Below are 18598 nucleotides of genomic sequence, written 5' to 3' on the forward strand. Positions count from 1 at the left end.
CGAATGGCGTCCAGGAGAACGTCGGGCTGGATCGGCTTCTGGGCCACGCCGTCCGCGCCGACCTGCCCGTCGGCCCCGCCACCGTCTCCCTGCGCGCCTCGGCCTTCGAGGAGGATCGCGGTTCCGGCCTCGCCGGCGCGCGCTCGACCGCCTCGGGCAACGCCCTGTCCGCCACCGCCGCGGTCCAGCCGGACGCCGGCCGTCCCGGCTGGCGGCTGCAGATCTGGCGGCGTGAAAGCGATCTGGCCAACACCTCTGTCGCCGTCGCCGCAGACCGCGCCACGACCACGCCGGCCAACAACCAGTTCGAGACCCCGGCCGTCGGTTGGGGCGTCAACGCCGCCCTGCGTCGCGTTCTCGTCAGCGGCGTCAGCCGGGTCGAATGGGAGCTCGGCGTCGACGCCCGCTTCGCGGACGGCGAGACGCACGAGATGTTCCGCTACATGGGAGGCCAGTTCACCCGCGACCGCATCGCGGGCGGCGAGACCTCGGTCATCGGCGCCTATGCCGAGGGCTCCTGGACGACCGGTCCCTGGCTCCTCGCCGGCGGCCTTCGCGCCGATCGGTGGGAGAACACCGGCGGCCGCCGCTTCGAGCGTGATCACCAGACCCTCGCCGTCACCCTGGACGAATCCGACCCCGACCGCTCCGGCGAGGTGGTCAGCGCCCGCCTCGGCCTCCGCCGCGACATCGGCCATGGCCAGGCCTTGCGGGTGGCGGGCTACACCGGCTTCCGTCCGGCCACCCTCAATGAGCTGCACCGCCCCTTCCGCGTCGGCAACGACCTGACCGAGGCCAACGCCGCCCTGGAGCCCGAAACCGTCAGCGGCGCCGAGGCCGGCTGGAGCTGGACCGGCGACCGGGCGTCCCTGACCGCCGCCGCCTTCTGGACCCGGCTGGACGACGCCATCGTCAACGTCACCATAGGCTCGGGCCCGGCCACCTTCCCGCGCGCGGGCTTCGTCCCGGCGGGCGGCGTCCTGCGCCAGCGCCGGAACGCCGGAACCATTGAGGCCGTCGGGCTCGAGCTGGACGGCCGCCTCACCGTCACCGACGGCCTGACCCTGCGCGCCGCCCTGTCGCTGACCGACGCCGAGGTGGACGGCGGGGCCGCCGCGCCCCAGCTGACCGGCCTGCGCCCCGCCCAGGCTCCGCGGGTCAGCGCCGTCGCGGGCTTCGATTGGCGCGCCACAGACCGCCTCACCCTCGCCGCCGACGCCCGCTGGGAGAGCGACCGGTTCGAGGACGACCTGAACAGCCGCGTGCTGGAGGCGGGCGGAACTCTCGACCTGCGGGCCGACTGGAGCCTCGACGACGCGACCACCCTCTGGCTCGGCGCCGCCAACCTGTTCGATGCGGAGATCGCGGTGTCCGAGACCGGAACCGGCGTCGCCGGCTACGCGCCGCCCCGCACCCTTTCAGTCGGCGTCAGACTGTCGCGCTGAGACGGCGCACGCGGCGACTTGCAAACGGTTCGCAATTTCGGCATTAGCCGAATGTGACCGAAGCCGCCGCGACCGCTCCCAAGCCGAAGAAAGCCCTGAACGGCGCCCGCTCGTTCTGGCTGAAGCAGTTGCACCAGTGGCACTGGATTTCGGCGGCCGTCAGCCTGATCGGCCTGATGCTGTTCGCGATCACAGGCATCACCCTGAACCACGCCGCCTCCATCCCGGCCGAGCCGGTGACGACCGCGGTCGAGGCGACCCTGCCCGCCCCCCTGCTGGAGCGCCTGTCGGCCTTCCCGGAAGAGACCACCGACCCGGTTCCCGACGCGGTCGCCCGGTGGGCCCGGGACGCCTTCAATATCCAGATCGCCGGCCGCCCGACCGAGACCACCGTCGATGAAATCTACGTCGCCCTGGCCGAGCCCGGCGGCGACGGCTGGCTGACCATCGACCGCGCCACCGGCGAGGCCTCGCGGGAGCGCACCACGCGCGGCTGGATCGCCTACCTCAACGACCTTCACAAGGGCCGGAACGCGGGCAAGGTCTGGTTCTGGTTCATCGACGTCTTCGCCGTCGCCTGCATCGTCTTCGCCGTCACCGGCTTCGCCCTGACCTGGATGCACGCGAAGCAGCGCCCCTCGACCTGGCCGCTGCTGGGCCTGGGCCTGCTGATCCCTGTCGTCATCGCCCTTCTGTTCATTCACTGAAGCCTCCCCCGGACCTGTCATGCGTAAGCTTCCTCTCGCCCTGACCGCCGCCGCGACCGCCGTCGTCGCGACCCCGGCCCTCGCCGCCGATCTCAACGTCACCGTCCAGGTCCCGGCCCTGAACGTCGCCGCCTACCACCGCCCCTATGTCGCGGTCTGGATCGAGCGCCCGAACAACACCGCCGTGCGCACCCTCGCCGTCTGGTACGAGGTCTCCAATGTCCGCGAGGGCAAGGACTGGCTGAAGGACATCCGCACCTGGTGGCGTCGGGGCGGCCAGAACCTGACCCTGCCCGCCGACGGCGTCTCCAGCGCCACCAAGGCGCCCGGCGCCCACACCGTTCGCGTTCCTGCCGCCCGTCTGCGCGATCTGCCCGCCGGCGACTATGTGATCGTCGTCGAGGCGGCCCGTGAACTCGGCGGACGCGAGGCTGTCCGCGTGCCCTTCCGCTGGGGCGCGCCCAACACCGGCCGCGCCGCCGGAACCCGCGAACTGGGCGCCGTCACCGTCGCCGTCACCCGCTAAAGGAAGCCGTCCATGAAGAAGTCCATCGCCCTCATCGCGGCCCTCGCCGCCCTCGCCCTGCCCCTGTCGGCCCAGGCCCACCGCGCGTGGCTGGCCCCGACCTCGACCTCGCTCTCGGGGGCCGAAGCCTGGGTCGGCTTCGACGCCGGCATGTCCAACGGCGTCTTCATTCCGGATCACGCCGCCATGAACCTGGGCGGTCTGGTCATCACCGCCCCGGACGGAACGACCGTCCAGGCCGAGAACATGAACCGCGCCCGGTATCGCTCGACCTTCGACCTGCACCTGACCCAGCAGGGCACCTACCGCGTCGCCAACGTCATGGGCGGCGTCATGGTCAGCTACACCCAGGGCGGCGAGCAGAAGCGCTGGCGCGGCACCGAGGCCGAAATGGCCGCCGCCATCCCGGCCGATGCGACCGACGTCGTGGCGACCCGCTCCAACAGCCGCATCGAGACCTTCGTAACCCTCGGCGCGACCTCGACCCACGCCCTGGCGCCGACCAACGAGGGCATCGAACTGGTCCCGGTGACCCACCCGAACGCCCTCGCCACCGGTGAGGCCGCCACCTTCAAATTCCTCCGCGACGGTCAGCCCCTGGCCAACCAGGAGGTCACCATCGCGCGCGGCGGCTCCCGCTACCGCGACGCCCCCGAGGAAATGACCGTCACGACCGACGCCGACGGCGCCTTCACCGTCACCTGGTCCGACGCGGGCATGTACTGGATCAACACCTCGGTCCGCACCGCGGCGGAAGGCGGCCGGATGGCCTCCAACGCCCAGTACAACGGCGCGCTGGAAGTCCTGCCCTGACCCCGTCCGACGGCCCGTCCGATCGTCCCGGCACGCCGCCCGCGCTTCCCGCGGGCGGCGATGCTGCGCCACGGATGCACAATCGCGTGCTCATCCCGACCCACGGCCGCGCCCCGACGCGGCCGCCGGTCAACCTGATCTGGGACTTCGCCGGCCAGACCATGGGCACGGACTGGTCGGTCCGTCTGGTCCCGCCGCTCGGGGTCGACCGCGCGGCCGTCCAGTCCGCCATCGAGTCCGAGCTGGCGGCCGTCGTCGCCCTGTTCAGCCATTGGGACAGCCGCTCCGAACTGGCCCGGTTCAACGCCGCCCCCGAAGGCTTCTGGGCCGTGTCCGAACCCTTCTGGGCCCTGCTCAACCGGGCCATGGACATGGCCGACGACACCGACGGCGCCGTCGACCCGACGCTCGGCGCCCTGGTCGATCTGTGGGGTTTCGGTCCGCCCGGCCCCCGCGCGCCGACCGGTTTCGGCGACAGCCCCTCCATCCCGGACGAGGACGAGATCGCCGCCGCCCGCGCCGTTTCCGGCTGGGGCCGCCTGCGCCTCAACCGGGACCATCGGGCGGTGCAGCAGCCGGGCGGGCTCCGGCTCGACCTCTCCGGCCTCGCCAAGGGCCATGCGGTCGACTGCGTCTCCGACCGCCTCGCCGCCCTCGGCTCCGGGCATCATCTGGTCGAGATCGGCGGCGAGCTGCGCGGCCGCGGCGTGAAGCCGGACGGCCATCCCTGGTGGGTCGAGCTGCAGCAGGCCCCGGGCGCCCCGGGACCGCGCACGGTCGCCGCCCTGTTCGACCTCGCCGTCGCCACCTCCGGCGACTGGGTCCGCAGCTTCGTGACCTACGGCAAGCGCTGGAGCCACACCCTCGACGGCCGCACCGGTCGCCCGATCGACAACGGCGTGGCCTCGGTCACGGTCCTGGCGGACACAGCCTTCCAGGCGGACGCCATGGCCACCGCCCTGACCGTCATGGGGCCGACGGAGGGTCCGGCCTACGCCGCCGCAATGAAGATCGCCGCCGCCTTCGTGGTGCGGGATCCCGACGGCGGAATGACGGAGTTCGTCACCCCCGCCTTCACCGCCATGCTGGAAGAGGGCGCGTGACCCACGATCCCGTGCGCCTGCTCTGGGCCGCCGCCGCGGTCGGCCTCTGGCTTCTCTGCGTCGCCGCGGTCGTCGTCGGCCGCGCCCTCGCCCGACGCGCCGCCGCCCGCAAGGCCGCCGCCCTGTCGGGGCCGGCGGACGCCGACGCCGTCCTCGTCGCCTTCGCCAGCCAGACCGGCCTGGCCGAGGACCTGGCGTGGATGACCGCCCGCAGCCTGTCCGACGCCGGAACCCCGGCCCGCGTCACCCTGCTGGGCGACCTCGAGCCGGCCGGGCTGAAGGCCGCCGGACGCCTGCTCGTCATCGCCTCCACCACCGGCGAGGGCGATCCGCCGGACAGCATGTCGTGGTTCGTCCGCACAGTGATGAAGGCCCCCGCCGACCTGTCCGGCCTCACCTACGGCCTGCTGGCGCTGGGCGACCGCACCTATGCCGACTACTGCGGCTTCGGCCGCGCCCTGGACAGCTGGCTGCAGCGGTCCGGCGCCCGCCCCCTGTTCGATCACGTCGAGGTCGACAACGGCGACACCGGCGCGATCCGCCACTGGCAACACCAGCTGGGGCTGATCACCGGCTCGACGGTCCAGGCCGACTGGACCCCGCCCGCCTATGATCGCTGGCGGCTGGTCGAGCGTCGCCTGCTGAACCCGGGCAGCCCCGGCGGCGAAGCCCATCTGCTGGCCTTCGAGCCCGTCGATCACACGCCCCACTGGGCCGCGGGCGACATCGCCGAGATCGGCCTGCCTGATCCGGCGCAAGGCAGCCGCGAATACTCCGTCGCCTCCCTGCCCGCGAGCGGCCGCGCCGAGTTCATCATCCGCCGCATGATCCGTCCGGACGGCGCGCCGGGCCTCGCTTCCGGCTGGCTGACCCGCGAGCTGGAACCGGGCGCCGAGGTCGGCCTGCGCATCCGCACCAACCGCAGCTTCCACGGCCCGGACGCCGCCACGCCCCTGATCCTGATCGGCAACGGCACGGGTCTGGCGGGGCTGCGCGCCCATCTGAAGGCCCGCGAGGGTCAGGCCCACGGCGGGGCTTGGCTGATGTTCGGCGAACGCACCCGCGCCCACGACGCCTTCCTGAACGATGAGCTTGAGGCCCTGCAGGCCTCGGGCTTCCTCACCCGCCTCGACCGCGTCTTCTCCCGCGACGCCGGCGACGGCCGCTATGTGCAGGCGGTTGTGACCGAGCAGGCGGAACTGCTGAAGGACTGGCTGTCCCGCGGCGCCGCCATCATGGTCTGCGGCAGCCTCGAAGGCATGTCCAAGGGCGTCCACGACGCGCTTGAAGCCGTCATCGGCGCCGAGGCCCTGCTGAACCTCACCGAGACCGGCCGCTACCGTCGGGACGTGTACTGATCAGCTGTTCGAGCGCGGACGGCGAACGTCAATGCGGGGAAGTGATGAGTGGTTAGTGCCTAGTGGTTCGCGGCGTCACGGGCTGTTGTCGATCTGGAACCAGCCGTGGTCCCGCCCCCCCACTGATCACTAACCACTCATCACTTCGCCGCACGGCGCCTGCCGTCCGGCCACCAACGCACGGGCCAGCCGCCCCCTCACACCTCCGCCCAGCGGCGCATCAGGTTGTGATAGACGGCGGTCAGCTCCAGCACGGCCTGATCCTTCGGCCCCTTCTCCAGACTGACCCGCTGGATCGCCACATCCAGCCGGAACAGGGTCTCGCGGTCGGCGTCGTCGCGGACCAGACTCTGCAGCCAGAAGAAGCTCGACACCCGCGCCCCCCGCGTCACCGGCGTCACCCGGTGCAGGCTCTTGGAGGGGTACAGCACCAGGTCCCCCGCCGGCAGCTTCACCGACTGCGGGCCGTACATCTCCTCGATGATCAGCTCGCCGCCGTCGTAGTCCTCGGGCTCGGACAGGAAGAGGGTGCAGGACAGGTCGCTGCGAATGCGGATGTCGCCTCTCTGGCGGATCGCATTGTCGACGTGCACCCCGAAATGCTCCCCGCCCTCATAGCGGTTGAACAGGGGCGGGAAGATCGTGTGCGGCAGGGCGGCGGACACGAACATCGGGTTGGCGGCCAGCGCCTGCCGGATCAGCCCCCCGACCTCCCGGGCCGCCTCCGAGTCCTCGGGCAGCTGCCGGTTCACCTTGGCCGTCGCCGACTGGTGGCCCGAGGTGACGTTGCCGTCCACCCATGCGCCGCCGTCCAGCGTCGTCCGCAGCGCGGCGACCTCGGCCCTGGTGAAGACCTGCGGAATGTGCAGCAGCATCGCCGCCTCCTGTTGGCGTCCGTCTCCGGACGCGGAAAGGCCCGGGGTCAGGTCATCAGGGAAGACACCTGAACCCCGGGCTCCACGCTACCGGTCCCGGATCGTCCGGCCTAGTAGCGCAGGTTCAGCGTCAGGATCGCCTGACGGGCCGGGGCCACATCGGCGTGGTGAACGCCGTTGGTCCGGATGATGTACTCTTCATCGGCCGCGTTCTGGATGTTCAACTGCAGCGAGGCCGTCTCGTTGATGTCGTAGGACGCGAACAGGTCCACGCGGGTGTACTCCGGCGCATAGATCCGGTTCGTGCCGCCGCCGGCGCCGCCCTGGTTTCCGCCGAAGCTGTCGGAGACATAGTAGACCCCGCCCCCCACGCTCAGGTTCGGCATCACACGATAGGTGGTGAACAGGCTGAACGCGTGCTCCGGCGTATTGGCCAGTTGCTGGCCGTTCAGCGGATTGGGCAGACCGCCCGACGTCAGGGCGCCCTTCACCAGTTCGGAGTCCATCCAGGTGTAGCCGCCGAACACCTGCCATTCCGGCGTGATGTTGCCCGACACGCCCAGCTCCAGACCCTGCACCCTCACCTCGCCGTCCTGCACCACGACCGGCGTGGACTGGGTCACGGCGTTCCTGCGTTCCAGACGGAAGACGGCGGCGCTGAGTTGCAGCTGGTCACGGAACAGGCTCGCCTTGGCGCCGACTTCGTAGCTGGTGGTCTCTTCGGGATCGAGCACGGCCTGGGCGGCGGTCGGGGCGGTGTTCTGGTCGCCGGCGGCGATGGTCGGCGGCGTCGACGAGGTCGAATAGGACGCATAGACGCTGGTGTCGCGGGTCGGCTTGTAGACCAGGCCGACCTGGTAGTTGACGAAGTCCCAGTCCGCCGACGGGGTCGGGGTCTCGGTCACCGCGCCATAGACGCCGGCCGTGGCCGTGGCCGAGCGGCTCAGCCCCTCCACCGAATAGCGGTCCCAGCGCAGACCCAGATTCAGGATCAGGCGCTCCGTCAGATTGATGCTGTCGAAGGCGTAGACGCCCACCGTCTCGGTCGTGCTCTCGCTGACCGGACCGCGGTTGATCACCCCCGTCCATGAATCGCCGGTGTCCGGCGCATAGACGCGGGTGCAGTCGCCGGCGCCGAGGCTGGCCAGCGCCGACGCCGACAGCACGAAGCCCGCCGGGCAGGCCGAACCGGCCGTGGTGTAGGTCGAATAGGCCGCGTTGCGGTTCTTCTCGCGCGTCAGCTCCAGGCCGGCGTTGAAGCTGTGACGGAGCGCGCCCGTCGAGAACTCGCCGGTCAGGTCGGTGACGTTCGCCAGGGTGTCGACCGGATTCCAGCGCGTCTTGGTCCCGCGCTTCATCCACCATTCGCCGTCCACGAACTGCGCCGCGCCGCCGTCGCCGGGATTGGTGACGATGTAGTCGTTCAGCGTCTCCGAATAGCGGGTCACGTTGCGGATGCGCAGGGTGTCGCTGAACCGGTGTTCGACCGCGACGGTGAAGCTGTCGACCGTATTGTTCAGATAGTCCCGGTCCGACAGGCCGTAGAAGCTGCTGTAGGGGACATCCAGAATGCCGGAATCGGTCGTGCGCGTGCCGATCTTGGTGAACAACGGGATGCCGTAGTCGGGCATCTGGTTCGAATCCAGGTGGTAGTAGCTGGCCGTCAGGGTGGTCGCCTGGCCGAGCCCGATCGCATAGGACAGCCCAAGGCCCCACTTGTCGTAGTCGACAGTGTCGCGGCCCGGCACGTCGCCCTCGGCGGCCATCAGGTTCAGGCGCAGGCCCGAGGTGTCGCCCAGCCGCCAGTTCTGGTCGATGGTCCCGCGCACATAGCCGTCGGTGCCCAGTCCGACGCCGTACCGGCTGAAGTCCTGCAGACGGGGCGCCTTGGAGCCCAGGTTGATCGAGCCGCCGCCCGACCCCCGGCCCGAATAGACCGAGTCCGCGCCCTTGATGACCTCGACCTGCTCCAGGTTGAAGACCTCGCGCTGCTGGCCGCCGGTGTCACGGACGCCGTCCACGAAGATGTTGTTGCCCGACGACTGGCCGCGGATGAACGGGCGGTCGGACAGGGGCTGCCCGCCTTCACCGGCCCCGAAGGTGATGCCCGGCGAGGTGCGCAGAATGTCCTGCAGCGAGGTCGCGGCCGTCTGTTCGATGATCTGGCGCGGAATGATGGTCACCGCGCGCGGGGTGTCGACCAGCGGGGCGACGAACTCGGGCGACTGCGGCTCACGGCGCACGCGCTGGCCGTTCACGGTCACCGTGCCCAGGGTGGTCGCTTCCCGGTCCTGCGCCGGGTCGGTCGGCCCGGCGACCGGATCTCCCGCCATGGCCGGCGCGGCGGCCATCAGCATCCCGGCGGCGCTGGAGGCGAAGAGAAGCGTGCGGAGCGCGTCGGCGCGTTGGGTCATGGGGAGGAAGTCCGGGACGGAGGGTGAGAATGCGAGCGGCTCGCAATATCACTTTTTCTCCCCGCCGCAATCGTTTTTGCGACACATTCTCACAATTCGACGCCCATTTCTCCCGCCGGCGCCGGCGCGCCCGGAAACCGGACCGCGCTTTACCCGGAGTTCACCTGTCTGGCGCACCCTGCCGCTGTGAGATCGTGGTTCGAGCGCCCCTGCTGGCCGACCGGGATCGGGCGCGGCGACGTCGACAGCCCGCGCCGTCGCACATCTCCCGCGCAACCCCTCCCGACGGCCCGCTGATGGCGCCGCAGGGTCTGCCCCGCTTGCCGCGGTTCGATCGCTTCCAGGCGAGGCTGGCCCTGCTCTGCGCCGGCCTGTTCGGCGCGGCCCTTCTGGTGTCCGCCCTGCTCCTGCCGCTCCTCCACCCGCTGACCGAGGGCATGAAGCCGCATGAGGCGGCGGTGATCGGCGGCCTGTCCTTCGCCGTGGTCGCCCTGGTCGTTCTGGTCATCGGTTTCCGGACCATGGTCGGGGACCTGCGCGATCGGGAAAGCCGCCTGACCCACATCGCCCTGCACGATCAGGAGACCGGCCTGCCCAACCGCCTGGCCCTCGAACGGCTGGCCGCGTCGCAGCACGGCCTCTGGGTCATCCTCGTCGGCATCGACCGTTTCGAGGTGGTCCGCGACGCCATCGGCTACGACGCCATGGCCAATCTCGTCACGGCCGTCGGTCGCTGTCTGGCCCTGACCTCCGGCGCCTCGATCTCGCGGGTCAGCGCCGCCGTCCTGGGTCTGGTCGTCGCCGTCGAAACCGAGGACGAAGCCCTGAGGATCGCCGCCGCCCTGGTGGAGTCGGCGCACGACCCCTTCAACATTTCCGGCGCTCCGGTCGATATCGCCCTGACCGCCGGCGTCGCCCGCCGCGGCGAAGCCGAAGCCCACCTGACCTCTCCCGTCGACCGGGCCGCCAGCGCCATTGCGCGGGCCCGACGCCTTCGTCTTCCGGCCGCCGGTTTCGACCCGGAAGCCTACGGCGACCCGTCCGGCAACCTGTCGCTGATCTCCGAGTTGATGGCCGCCCTCGACAACGGCGAGTTCTCGCTGGCCTACCAGCCCAAATACGATTTCCGGGCCGAGCGGATCACAGGGGTCGAGGCCCTCGCCCGCTGGACCCATCCCCGGCGCGGCGCGGTCCCGCCCGAACTCTTCGTCGGCATGGCCGAGGAGACCGGCCATATCCGCCCCCTGACCGAATGGGTGGTCCGCCAGGCCATCCTCGACCAGAAGACCATGGCGGCCGCCGGCCACGAGGTCATCGTCTCCATCAACATCTCGGGCCGGTTGCTGTCGGACGACAGCTTCGCCGACTTCGCGCTGGAACAGGTCGCCGCCTCCGGCGCCCGCCTGTGTTTCGAAATCACCGAGACGGCGGTCATGCACGATCCCGAGCGGGCGCTGGGCGTCATCGACCGGCTGTCGGCCGCCGGGGTGCTGATCTCCCTCGACGACTACGGCTCCGGCCTGTCTTCCCTGACCTATCTGAAGCGCATCCAGGCCGACGAACTGAAGATCGACAAAACCTTCGTCGTCGACATGGACCAGTCCGGTCGTGACGCCCTGCTCGTCAAATCGACCATCGATCTGGCTCACGGCCTCGGCCTGAAGATCACCGCAGAGGGGGTCGAAACGCCGACCGCCCTCGCCCTCCTGCGCGGCATGGGCTGCGACATGGCCCAGGGCTATCTGATCGGCCGCCCCTGCGCGCTCGACGGCCTGATCCTCCGTCTCGACGGTCCCTTCGCCGCGGCGGACGCGTCCGCGGTCGCCTGACGGCTCAGCCCGCCGCCACCGCCTTCATCGTCACCGACGGGTCCGCCAGCTTCGCCGGATCCACCGGCGTCCGCTTTCCGATCATCAGCCGCCCGGCCATGAACTCGGCCGGCGCGTTGACCGCCTCCGCGCAGACGATCCGGTCCCCGGCCAGATGGAAGACCGCGAACCCGCCCGCGGCTGCGTCCCCACGCACCACCTGCCGGTCCGCCTCGCCCGGCAGGCCGGCGATCTGCAGCTTCAGGTCATACTGGTCCGACCAGAACCACGGGACTTCCGGGGCCGGAGCCGGACGGCCGGTGATCGCCGAGGCGGCCTGCTTGGCCTGCTCCAGCGCATTGGGCACGCTCTCCAGCCGGTGCATCGCCCCGCCGTGAACCGGCACCGGACGATGGGTCACGTCGCCGATGGCGAAGATCGACGGGTCCGAGGTGCGGGCCTCGGCGTCGACCACCACCCCGTTCAGACACGCCAGCCCCGCGTCCCGCGCCAGCGCCTCATTGGCCAGGGCCCCGACGCCGACCAGCACGGCATCGGCCTCGATCAGCCGCCCGTACGCCAGACGCACGCCTGCGTCCTCGAATCCGGTCACTTCGGCCGAGGTCAGGATCTCGACCCCATGCCTGCGGTGATAGTCGGTGAAGAAGCGCGACAGGGTCTCCGACGCGACCCGCGCCAGCACCCGGTCCATCCGCTCGATCACCACCGCCCCGGCGCCGAGCGCCCGGGCCGAGGCCGCCGCCTCCAGCCCCACATAGCCGCCGCCGACCACCGCCAGCCGCTTGCCCGGTCCCAGCGCCGCCTTCAGCCTCTCGGCGTCCGCCAGGGTGCGCAGCTCCAGCAGGTCAGGACGGTCCGCGCCCGGAATGGCGAGGCGCCGCGCCGTCGATCCGGTCGCAAGGATCAGAAGGTCATAGGTCTCGACGCCGCCGTCGCCGAACGTCACCGTCTTCGCGGCGCGATCAACGGCGGTCGCCGTCACGCCGGTTCGCAGCACGATGTCCTGCTCGGCATAGAAGCTTTCGGGGCGCAGCAGCAGCGCCTCCAGGTCCGCCTCGCCCTTCAGCCAGGCCTTGGACAGCGGCGGGCGCTGATAGGGCGGCGCCGCCTCTTCCCCCGCCAGAACGATCGCGCCGTCGTGCCCGTACTGGCGCAGCAGGGCCGCCGCCGTTCCGCCCGCATGTCCGGCGCCGAGGATCAGAACCTTTGTCATGTTTCGCAAGTAGTGCCATCAGCCGGGAAACGCCAAGAGTCTCCTGCATGTCGCTTCGTCTTGTCCGACGGACGACGGCATGCAAACGTCGTTCGGTCAGACTCTTCATGGGGGAGTGAAATATGTTGGTTCGGTCCATTATCGCCGCGACGGCGGCCCTGCTTCTGGTGGCGCCCGCCGCCCACGCCCAGGATACGTCCGCTCCGGCGACGTTCGGCTCGGTGCGTCTCAGCTCGGGCTTCACCCCCGATCCCCACTCGGTCAGCCTGACCGCCGGTGGAACCATCGACGCCTCGACCATCGGCTCGCCCTGCACGGGCTCCATCGCCCGGGCGCCGGACTATGAGCTGACCTATTCGGCCGGTTCACTGCCGCTCTACATCAGCGCGACCGCGTCCTCGGACACCACCCTGGTGGTCAACGGCCCCGACGGCCGCTGGTATTGCGATGACGACACCAACGGCAACAATCCGCTGGTCACCTTCAACAACCCGCGCTCCGGAACCTATGACATCTGGGTCGGCGTGTATGGGGGCGGCACGGCGGCGGCCACGCTCTCGATCTCCGAGCTCTACACCGACGGCTACGGCGGCGGCGGCGGCGGTGGCGGCTATCCCGACACCAGCGCCCGCGCGACCTTTGGCGAAATCTATCTGAACTCCGGCTTCACCCCCGACCCCCATCGGGTCAGCATCACCGCCGGCGGCCTGCTGCAGGCCTCCGTCGTGTCGTCGGACTGCGCCGGCTCCATCGCCACGGCGCCCGACTATCAGATCACCTACACCGCCGGCTCCCTGCCGCTGGCCATCCAGACCCAGTCCGGCATGGACACCACCCTGGTCGTCAACGGCCCCGACGGCGAATGGTACTGCGATGACGACTCCGGGGACGGCAACAACGCCCAGGTCTATTTCTCGCGGCCGTCTTCGGGCGTCTATGACATCTGGGTCGGCACCTATGGGGGCGGCAACGCCTCGGCCACCCTGCTGATCACCGAAGTGCCGTAGGCCTTCCCGACAGCTTCGGAACCGCTCGCGGGCGTCGGGGATTGACCCTGACGCCCGTTCGCTTTTTCAGCTTGACCGTCACATGGTGTTTCAGCGCGACGCCCGGCGGTTGGCTCGGCGCGCGGAAGCGGCCAAAGACCCTTCATCCTGAAGGGTTCACTGATTGAAGGAGCGCGAATGGCGGCCCTTGTGCTGTTCGGCGGCGGCGGCGACCTCGCCATGCGGATGCTTCTGCCTTCGCTCTATTTCCTCGACCACGAGGGTCTGTTGGCGGATGATCTGAAGATCATCGGCGCCGCGCGCTCGGACGAGAGCCGCGACGAATATGTCGGCAAGGTCCGCGCGGCGGTCGAGGGCAAGGCCCGGGCGGACGACGCCTGGTCGGAGGCGTCCTGGGCCCGGATGGAGGCCCGCCTCGACTACCTGCCCGTCGACGCCACCAGCGCCGACAGCCTGAAACCGTTGCGCGCGCTCTGCGGCGACGGCGAGATCACCTCCTTCCTGGCGGTCTCCCCCTCCCTCTACGCCCGCATCGTCACGGCCATGAAGGCCGCCGGCTTGGCCGAGCGGAACTGCCGCGTCGTGCTGGAGAAGCCGGTCGGTCGCGACCTCGCCAGCTTCCGCGAGATCGACGACGCCGTCGGGCACGCCTTCCGCGAGGACCAGGTCTTCCGCATCGACCACTACCTCGGCAAGGAGACGGTCCAGAATCTGATCGCCCTGCGCTTCGGCAATACCGTGTTCGAGCCGCTGTGGAACAACCTGTCGATCGACCACGTCCAGATCACCATCGGCGAAACGGTCGGGGTCGGCGACCGCTGGCCCTACTACGACGAATACGGCGCCCTGCGGGACATGCTGCAGAACCACATGCTGCAGCTGCTCTGCCTGGTCGCCATGGAGCCCCCGTCCGACCTCGATCCGGATTCGGTCCGCAACGAGAAGGTCAAGGTGCTCCGCTCGCTGCGCCCCATCACCCACGAGGAGGCCGAGCGCGTCACCGTGCGCGGCCAGTACGTCGCGGGAACCAGCGAGGGCAAGCCGGCGAAGGGCTATGACGAGGAGCGCGGCCAGGACTCGGACACCGAGACCTTCGTCGCGATCCGCGCCGACATCGACAACTGGCGCTGGGCCGGCGTGCCCTTCTTCATGCGCACCGGCAAACGCCTGCCCGAGAAGCGCACCGAGATCGTCATCCAGTTCAAGCCGGTCCCGCACTCCATTTTCGATCACGACGACCGGGGCGATGTGCAGGCCAACCGCATGATCATCGAGCTCCAGCCCGAGGAAGACATCTCGATGACGGTGATGAACAAGCGTCCCGGCCTCGACCAGCGGATGCAGCTTCAGCCGATCAAGATGAGCCTGTCCTGGGGCGTCGGTGGAAAGGGCGACAAGCCGCCCCGCCGCCGCATCGCCTACGAACGCCTGCTGCTGGACGCCCTGCACGGCGATTCCACCCTCTTCGTCCGCCGCGACGAAGCGGAGCAGGCCTGGCGCTGGGTCGACGAGGTCTCCCAGGCCTGGGCTGACGGCGAGGTCAAGCCGCAGGAGTATGTCGCCGGGACCTGGGGCCCCGACGCCTCCGACATGCTGATGGCCCGCACCGGCCGCGAGTGGAACGTCAGCGATGCCTGAGATCGAAATCCTTGCCGACGGAGCGCGCTGGGCCGAAGCCTGCGCCGCGCGCCTGACCGAAACCCTGTCCGCCGCCGTCGCCGGGACCGGCGCCGCCGTCTTCGCCGGCGCGGGCGGCTCGACCCCGTCGCCCGTCTACCGCCAGATGGCCGCCACCCCGATGGACTGGTCGAAGGTCGCCGTCACCCTGGTGGACGAGCGCTATGTGCCGGAGAGCTCGGCGGACTCCAACGCCGCCCTGATGAAGCGGACCCTGCTGACCGGTCCGGCCGCCGCCGCCCGCTTCATCCCGCTCTACACGCCCGAGGTGACGGTCGACCGCGCCGCCCTCGTCGCGGCCCGGACCCTCGCCGCCGCCGGCGGCCGTCTCGACGCCGTCCTTCTCGGCATGGGGGAGGATGGCCACATCTGCTCCATGTTCCCCGAAAGCCCGACGCTGAAGACCCTGCTCACCCCGACGCTGCCGCCGACCGTCCTGGGCGTGCCCCACGGCCGCGACGGCCTGGCGCCCAGCCTTGAACGGCTGTCGATCAATCTGCCGTATCTGGCGCAGGCCCGCTGCGTGGTCCTCGCCCTGACCGGCAAGCAGAAGCGCGCGGTGTTCGAGCGCGAGGCCGCGGGCGATCCCGCCACCCGGCCCATCGCCGCCCTGATCGCCGCGAACGTCCCGCTTGAAGTCCTGTGGACGGAGGCCGCCTGATGTCCAAGCTCCATCCCGTCGTCGCCGAGGTCACCGCCCGCATCGTCGCGCGCTCCCGGGACACCCGCTCCGACTATCTGCGCCGCATGGACGCCGCCCGCGACAGCGGCGCCGGGCGCGCCAAGCTGTCCTGCGCCAACTGGGCCCACGCCTTCGCCGGCCAGACGATCGCCGACAAGCTCACCGCCATGGGCGGCCAGCAGCCGAACGTCGGCGTGGTCACCGCCTACAACGACATGCTCTCGGCCCATCAGCCGTTCGAGCGCTTCCCCGACATCATCCGCGCCGCGACGCGCGAGGTCGGGGCCACGGCCCAGGTCGCGGGGGGCGTGCCCGCCATGTGCGACGGCGTCACCCAGGGGCGTCCGGGGATGGAGCTGTCCCTGTTCAGCCGCGACGTCATCGCCATGTCGACCGGCGTCGCCCTGACCCATGACGCCTTCGACGCCGCCCTGATGCTGGGCGTCTGCGACAAGATCGTCCCGGGCCTGTTCATCGGCGCCCTGGCCTTCGGCCACCTGCCGGTCATCTTCGCCCCGGCCGGTCCCATGCCCTCGGGCATCCCGAACGCCGAGAAGGCCCGCGTCCGCGCCCTCTACGCCCAGAACCAGGTCGACCGTCAGACCCTGCTGGAAAGCGAGATCGGCAGCTACCACTCGCCCGGCACCTGCACCTTCTACGGCACCGCGAACTCCAACCAGATGATGATGGAGATCGCCGGGCTGCACCTGCCCTCGACCGCCTTCGTCCACCCGGAGACCGGCCTGCGCGACGCCCTGACCGCCGCCGCCGCCAAACGCTCGGTCGAGCTGGCCCGCACGAACAGCGGGCGCATGGCCGACGTCATTTCCGAGAAGTCGATCGTCAACATGATCGTGGCCCTGCTGGCCACCGGCGGCTCGACCAACCACGCCATCCACCTCGTCGCCATGGCGCGCGCCGCGGGCGTGCTGATCGACTGGACCGACATGGACCAGCTGTCGTCGGCGACCCCGCTGCTGGCCCGCGTCTACCCGAACGGCTCGGCCGATGTGAACGCCTTCCAGGCCGCCGGCGGCGTCGCCTTCGTCACCCGCGAGCTGGCCGAGGCCGGCAACATCCACGCCGACGTCGAAACCGTCATGGGCAAGGGTCTGGACGCCTATTTCCAGGAGCCGTCCATGGTCGACGGGGAACTGGTCTGGCGCGACGGCGTGGCGCAAAGCCTCGACACCGACATCCTGCGTCCCGCCTCCGACCCGTTCCAGAAGGACGGCGGCCTGCGTCTGGTGAAGGGCGACCTCGGCCGCGCGGTCATCAAGGTCTCGGCGGTCAAACCCGAGAACCGGATCGTCGAGGCGCCCGCCGCCGTCTTCGAATCGCAGGAAGACGCCCTGCAGGCCTTCAGGGACGGCAAGCTGAACCGCGACGTCGTCGTGGTCCTGCGCTTCCAGGGTCCCCGGGCCAACGGCATGCCCGAGTTGCACAGCCTGTCGCCCGCCCTCAGCGTGCTGCAGGACAAGGGCTACAAGGTCGCCTTCGTCACCGACGGCCGCATGTCCGGCGCCTCGGGCAAGACCCCCGCGGCCATCCACGTCAGCCCCGAAGCCCTCGCGGGCGGGCCTCTGGCCCATGTGCGGGACGGCGACATCATCCGCCTCGACGCCGAGGCCGGCGTGTTGTCCACGGTCGGCGTCGCCGACCTGACCGCCCGCCCCGCCGCCCACCGCAGCGAGGCCCACGCCACCGGCAGCGCCTGGGGCTATGGCCGCGAGCTGTTCGGGGCCTTCCGCCACGTCGTCTCGACCGCCGAGGAAGGCGCCTCGGTCTGCTTCGCCGTCCCGTCCGGCGCGCGCGTCAGCGAGGACACCCCGCCCGATCCGAACATCGTCGACCGCGCTGTCGACGCCTGACACAAGCAAGAACAAGCCGCCGCGCGGCCAAGGGACTCAAGGAACGCGTTCATGACCATCAACTGGGATCGCACCCTGCTCGTCGGCGACGTCGGCGGCACCAACGCCCGCTTCGCCATCGCCCACATGGTCAACGGCAAGCCGGTGCTCGAGCACCACGAGAGCTTCCCGGCCGAGCGCTATCCGACCTTCCTTGAGGGCGTGAAGGCCTTCATCGACGGCTGCGAGGTCAAGCCGACCGGCGGCGTCATCGCTGTGGCCGGCCCCGTCACCGACGGCGAGATCGACCTGACCAACTCGCCCTGGCGCGTGTCGGAGACCGAACTGGGCACGCTCGGCCTCAAACCCGTGCGCCTGATCAACGATTTCGAGGCTTTGGCCTGGGGCGCCCCCGTGGTCCCGCAGGCCGAACTGGCCTCGCTGGGTGGGCCGGAGACGGGCGACCCGCACGCCGCCATCGCCGTGCTCGGGCCGGGCACCGGCTTCGGCGTCTCGGCCCTTGTCCGTGACGCCCACGGCAAGGAGCTGGCCATGCCCTCCGAGGGCGGCCACGCCTGCTTCGCCCCCGGCGATCCCGTCGAGGACGAGATCCTGCGCATCCTGCGCCGCCGCTACGACCGCGTCTCCATCGAGCGCCTGATCTGCGGGCCGGGTCTGCTGAACATGCACCGCGCCCTGGCCGAGATCGACGGCCGCGAGACCCACATCGACGATCCGGCCCAAATCACCTCCGAGGCGCTGGAGAACCCCAACAGCCATTGCGGCGCCACCCTGGCCCGCTTCTGCGCCATCCTCGGCGCCGTGGCCGGCGACATCGCCCTGACCACCGGCTCGCGCGGCGGCGTCTATATCGCCGGCGGCATCGCCCCGCGCATCCTGCCCTTCCTCCAGGCCAGCCCCTTCCGCGAACGCTTCGAGCGCAAGGGCCGGTTCAAGGACTACATGGCCGCCATTCCGACCCATGTGATCCTGCACAAGCACGCCGCCCTGCTGGGCGCGGCCCGGGTCGCCTTCGCCGCCGAATGATCATCGATCAGGTTCACGCCCGCCTCACATCGACGTGAACCTTTTCGAATCC

The 18598-nt window shown here is 70.4% G+C and carries 15 protein-coding genes; 12 read left to right on the forward strand and 3 right to left on the reverse strand.

Translation table 11 applies throughout. The features are described from left to right. The 6 genes from ACLQ7T_RS08240 to ACLQ7T_RS08265 all read left to right on the forward strand — a co-directional run. Nucleotides 1–1445: TonB-dependent receptor (locus tag ACLQ7T_RS08240; RefSeq protein WP_420478984.1), on the forward strand; the 1445-nt coding region annotated here is incomplete at its 5' end. A gap of 53 nt (nucleotides 1446–1498) precedes the next feature. After that, the gene (locus tag ACLQ7T_RS08245) at nucleotides 1499–2152 is read left to right on the forward strand and encodes a PepSY-associated TM helix domain-containing protein (protein WP_420478985.1); all 654 of its coding nucleotides are present in this window, start codon (nucleotides 1499–1501) and stop codon (nucleotides 2150–2152) included. Between the two features lie 19 nt (nucleotides 2153–2171). After that, nucleotides 2172–2678, forward strand: a complete 507-nt coding sequence (locus ACLQ7T_RS08250) for a DUF2271 domain-containing protein (protein ID WP_420478986.1) — start codon at nucleotides 2172–2174, stop codon at nucleotides 2676–2678. Between the two features lie 12 nt (nucleotides 2679–2690). Next, nucleotides 2691–3491, forward strand: a complete 801-nt coding sequence (locus tag ACLQ7T_RS08255) for a DUF4198 domain-containing protein (protein ID WP_420478987.1) — start codon at nucleotides 2691–2693, stop codon at nucleotides 3489–3491. 74 nt (nucleotides 3492–3565) lie between these two features. Then, a complete protein-coding gene (locus ACLQ7T_RS08260) occupies nucleotides 3566–4594 on the forward strand; it encodes an FAD:protein FMN transferase (protein ID WP_420478988.1) in 1029 nt (342 codons plus the stop codon). Continuing rightward, a complete protein-coding gene (locus ACLQ7T_RS08265) occupies nucleotides 4591–5952 on the forward strand; it encodes a sulfite reductase subunit alpha (protein ID WP_420478989.1) in 1362 nt (453 codons plus the stop codon). The genes ACLQ7T_RS08260 and ACLQ7T_RS08265 overlap by 4 nt, the downstream gene beginning before the upstream one ends. Before the next feature lie 197 nt (nucleotides 5953–6149). Here ACLQ7T_RS08265 and ACLQ7T_RS08270 read toward each other — a convergent pair whose 3' ends face one another. Both ACLQ7T_RS08270 and ACLQ7T_RS08275 read right to left on the reverse strand, forming a co-directional pair. Further along, the gene (locus ACLQ7T_RS08270) at nucleotides 6150–6827 is read right to left on the reverse strand and encodes a Fe2+-dependent dioxygenase (protein WP_420478990.1); all 678 of its coding nucleotides are present in this window, start codon (nucleotides 6825–6827) and stop codon (nucleotides 6150–6152) included. A 110-nt stretch (nucleotides 6828–6937) separates the two neighbouring features. Further along, nucleotides 6938–9241: a TonB-dependent receptor gene (locus tag ACLQ7T_RS08275; protein ID WP_420478991.1), complete on the reverse strand. Its 2304-nt coding sequence runs from the start codon at nucleotides 9239–9241 to the stop codon at nucleotides 6938–6940. A 296-nt stretch (nucleotides 9242–9537) separates the two neighbouring features. On the opposite strand from ACLQ7T_RS08275, the gene ACLQ7T_RS08280 reads away from it, so the two are divergent. Then, the gene (locus tag ACLQ7T_RS08280; protein WP_420478992.1) at nucleotides 9538–11070 is read left to right on the forward strand and encodes a putative bifunctional diguanylate cyclase/phosphodiesterase; all 1533 of its coding nucleotides are present in this window, start codon (nucleotides 9538–9540) and stop codon (nucleotides 11068–11070) included. A gap of 4 nt (nucleotides 11071–11074) precedes the next feature. On the opposite strand, the gene ACLQ7T_RS08285 is transcribed toward ACLQ7T_RS08280, so the two are convergent. Next, nucleotides 11075–12283 carry an NAD(P)/FAD-dependent oxidoreductase gene (locus ACLQ7T_RS08285; RefSeq protein WP_420478993.1) on the reverse strand — a complete coding sequence of 403 codons (1209 nt, stop codon included), beginning with the start codon at nucleotides 12281–12283 and terminating at the stop codon, nucleotides 11075–11077. Between the two features lie 122 nt (nucleotides 12284–12405). Here ACLQ7T_RS08285 and ACLQ7T_RS08290 point away from each other — a divergent pair, with 122 nt between their 5' ends. The 5 genes from ACLQ7T_RS08290 (at nucleotide 12406) to glk (ending at nucleotide 18546) form a co-directional block, all read left to right on the forward strand. After that, nucleotides 12406–13290, forward strand: a complete 885-nt coding sequence (locus ACLQ7T_RS08290; protein ID WP_420478994.1) for a peptidase — start codon at nucleotides 12406–12408, stop codon at nucleotides 13288–13290. A 177-nt stretch (nucleotides 13291–13467) separates the two neighbouring features. Then, complete coding sequence (zwf, locus tag ACLQ7T_RS08295; RefSeq protein ID WP_420478995.1) at nucleotides 13468–14928, forward strand: glucose-6-phosphate dehydrogenase; 1461 nt, start codon at nucleotides 13468–13470, stop codon at nucleotides 14926–14928. Further along, complete coding sequence (pgl, locus tag ACLQ7T_RS08300; protein ID WP_420478996.1) at nucleotides 14921–15628, forward strand: 6-phosphogluconolactonase; 708 nt, start codon at nucleotides 14921–14923, stop codon at nucleotides 15626–15628. Before zwf ends, pgl begins: the two co-directional genes overlap by 8 nt. Further along, the gene (edd, locus tag ACLQ7T_RS08305) at nucleotides 15628–17520 is read left to right on the forward strand and encodes a phosphogluconate dehydratase (RefSeq protein WP_420478997.1); all 1893 of its coding nucleotides are present in this window, start codon (nucleotides 15628–15630) and stop codon (nucleotides 17518–17520) included. Before pgl ends, edd begins: the two co-directional genes overlap by 1 nt. 51 nt (nucleotides 17521–17571) lie before the next feature. Next, the gene (gene glk, locus ACLQ7T_RS08310) at nucleotides 17572–18546 is read left to right on the forward strand and encodes a glucokinase (RefSeq protein ID WP_420478998.1); all 975 of its coding nucleotides are present in this window, start codon (nucleotides 17572–17574) and stop codon (nucleotides 18544–18546) included. Nucleotides 18547–18598 lie beyond the last annotated feature (52 nt).

This window comes from Brevundimonas sediminis (assembly GCF_048799765.1).
Lineage (GTDB): Bacteria > Pseudomonadota > Alphaproteobacteria > Caulobacterales > Caulobacteraceae > Brevundimonas.

Bases quoted from the DNA above. Each gene is read 5' to 3' on its own strand.
- ACLQ7T_RS08250 (WP_420478986.1), top strand. From the start codon at position 2,172: ATGCGTAAGCTTCCTCTCGCCCTGACCGCCGCCGCGACCGCCGTCGTC.
- ACLQ7T_RS08255 (WP_420478987.1), top strand. From the start codon at position 2,691: ATGAAGAAGTCCATCGCCCTCATCGCGGCCCTCGCCGCCCTCGCCCTG.
- ACLQ7T_RS08260 (WP_420478988.1), top strand. From the start codon at position 3,566: ATGCACAATCGCGTGCTCATCCCGACCCACGGCCGCGCCCCGACGCGG.
- ACLQ7T_RS08270 (WP_420478990.1), bottom strand. From the start codon at position 6,827: ATGCTGCTGCACATTCCGCAGGTCTTCACCAGGGCCGAGGTCGCCGCG.
- ACLQ7T_RS08275 (WP_420478991.1), bottom strand. From the start codon at position 9,241: ATGACCCAACGCGCCGACGCGCTCCGCACGCTTCTCTTCGCCTCCAGC.
- ACLQ7T_RS08280 (WP_420478992.1), top strand. From the start codon at position 9,538: ATGGCGCCGCAGGGTCTGCCCCGCTTGCCGCGGTTCGATCGCTTCCAG.
- ACLQ7T_RS08285 (WP_420478993.1), bottom strand. From the start codon at position 12,283: ATGACAAAGGTTCTGATCCTCGGCGCCGGACATGCGGGCGGAACGGCG.
- ACLQ7T_RS08290 (WP_420478994.1), top strand. From the start codon at position 12,406: ATGTTGGTTCGGTCCATTATCGCCGCGACGGCGGCCCTGCTTCTGGTG.
- zwf (WP_420478995.1), top strand. From the start codon at position 13,468: ATGGCGGCCCTTGTGCTGTTCGGCGGCGGCGGCGACCTCGCCATGCGG.
- pgl (WP_420478996.1), top strand. From the start codon at position 14,921: ATGCCTGAGATCGAAATCCTTGCCGACGGAGCGCGCTGGGCCGAAGCC.
- edd (WP_420478997.1), top strand. From the start codon at position 15,628: ATGTCCAAGCTCCATCCCGTCGTCGCCGAGGTCACCGCCCGCATCGTC.
- glk (WP_420478998.1), top strand. From the start codon at position 17,572: ATGACCATCAACTGGGATCGCACCCTGCTCGTCGGCGACGTCGGCGGC.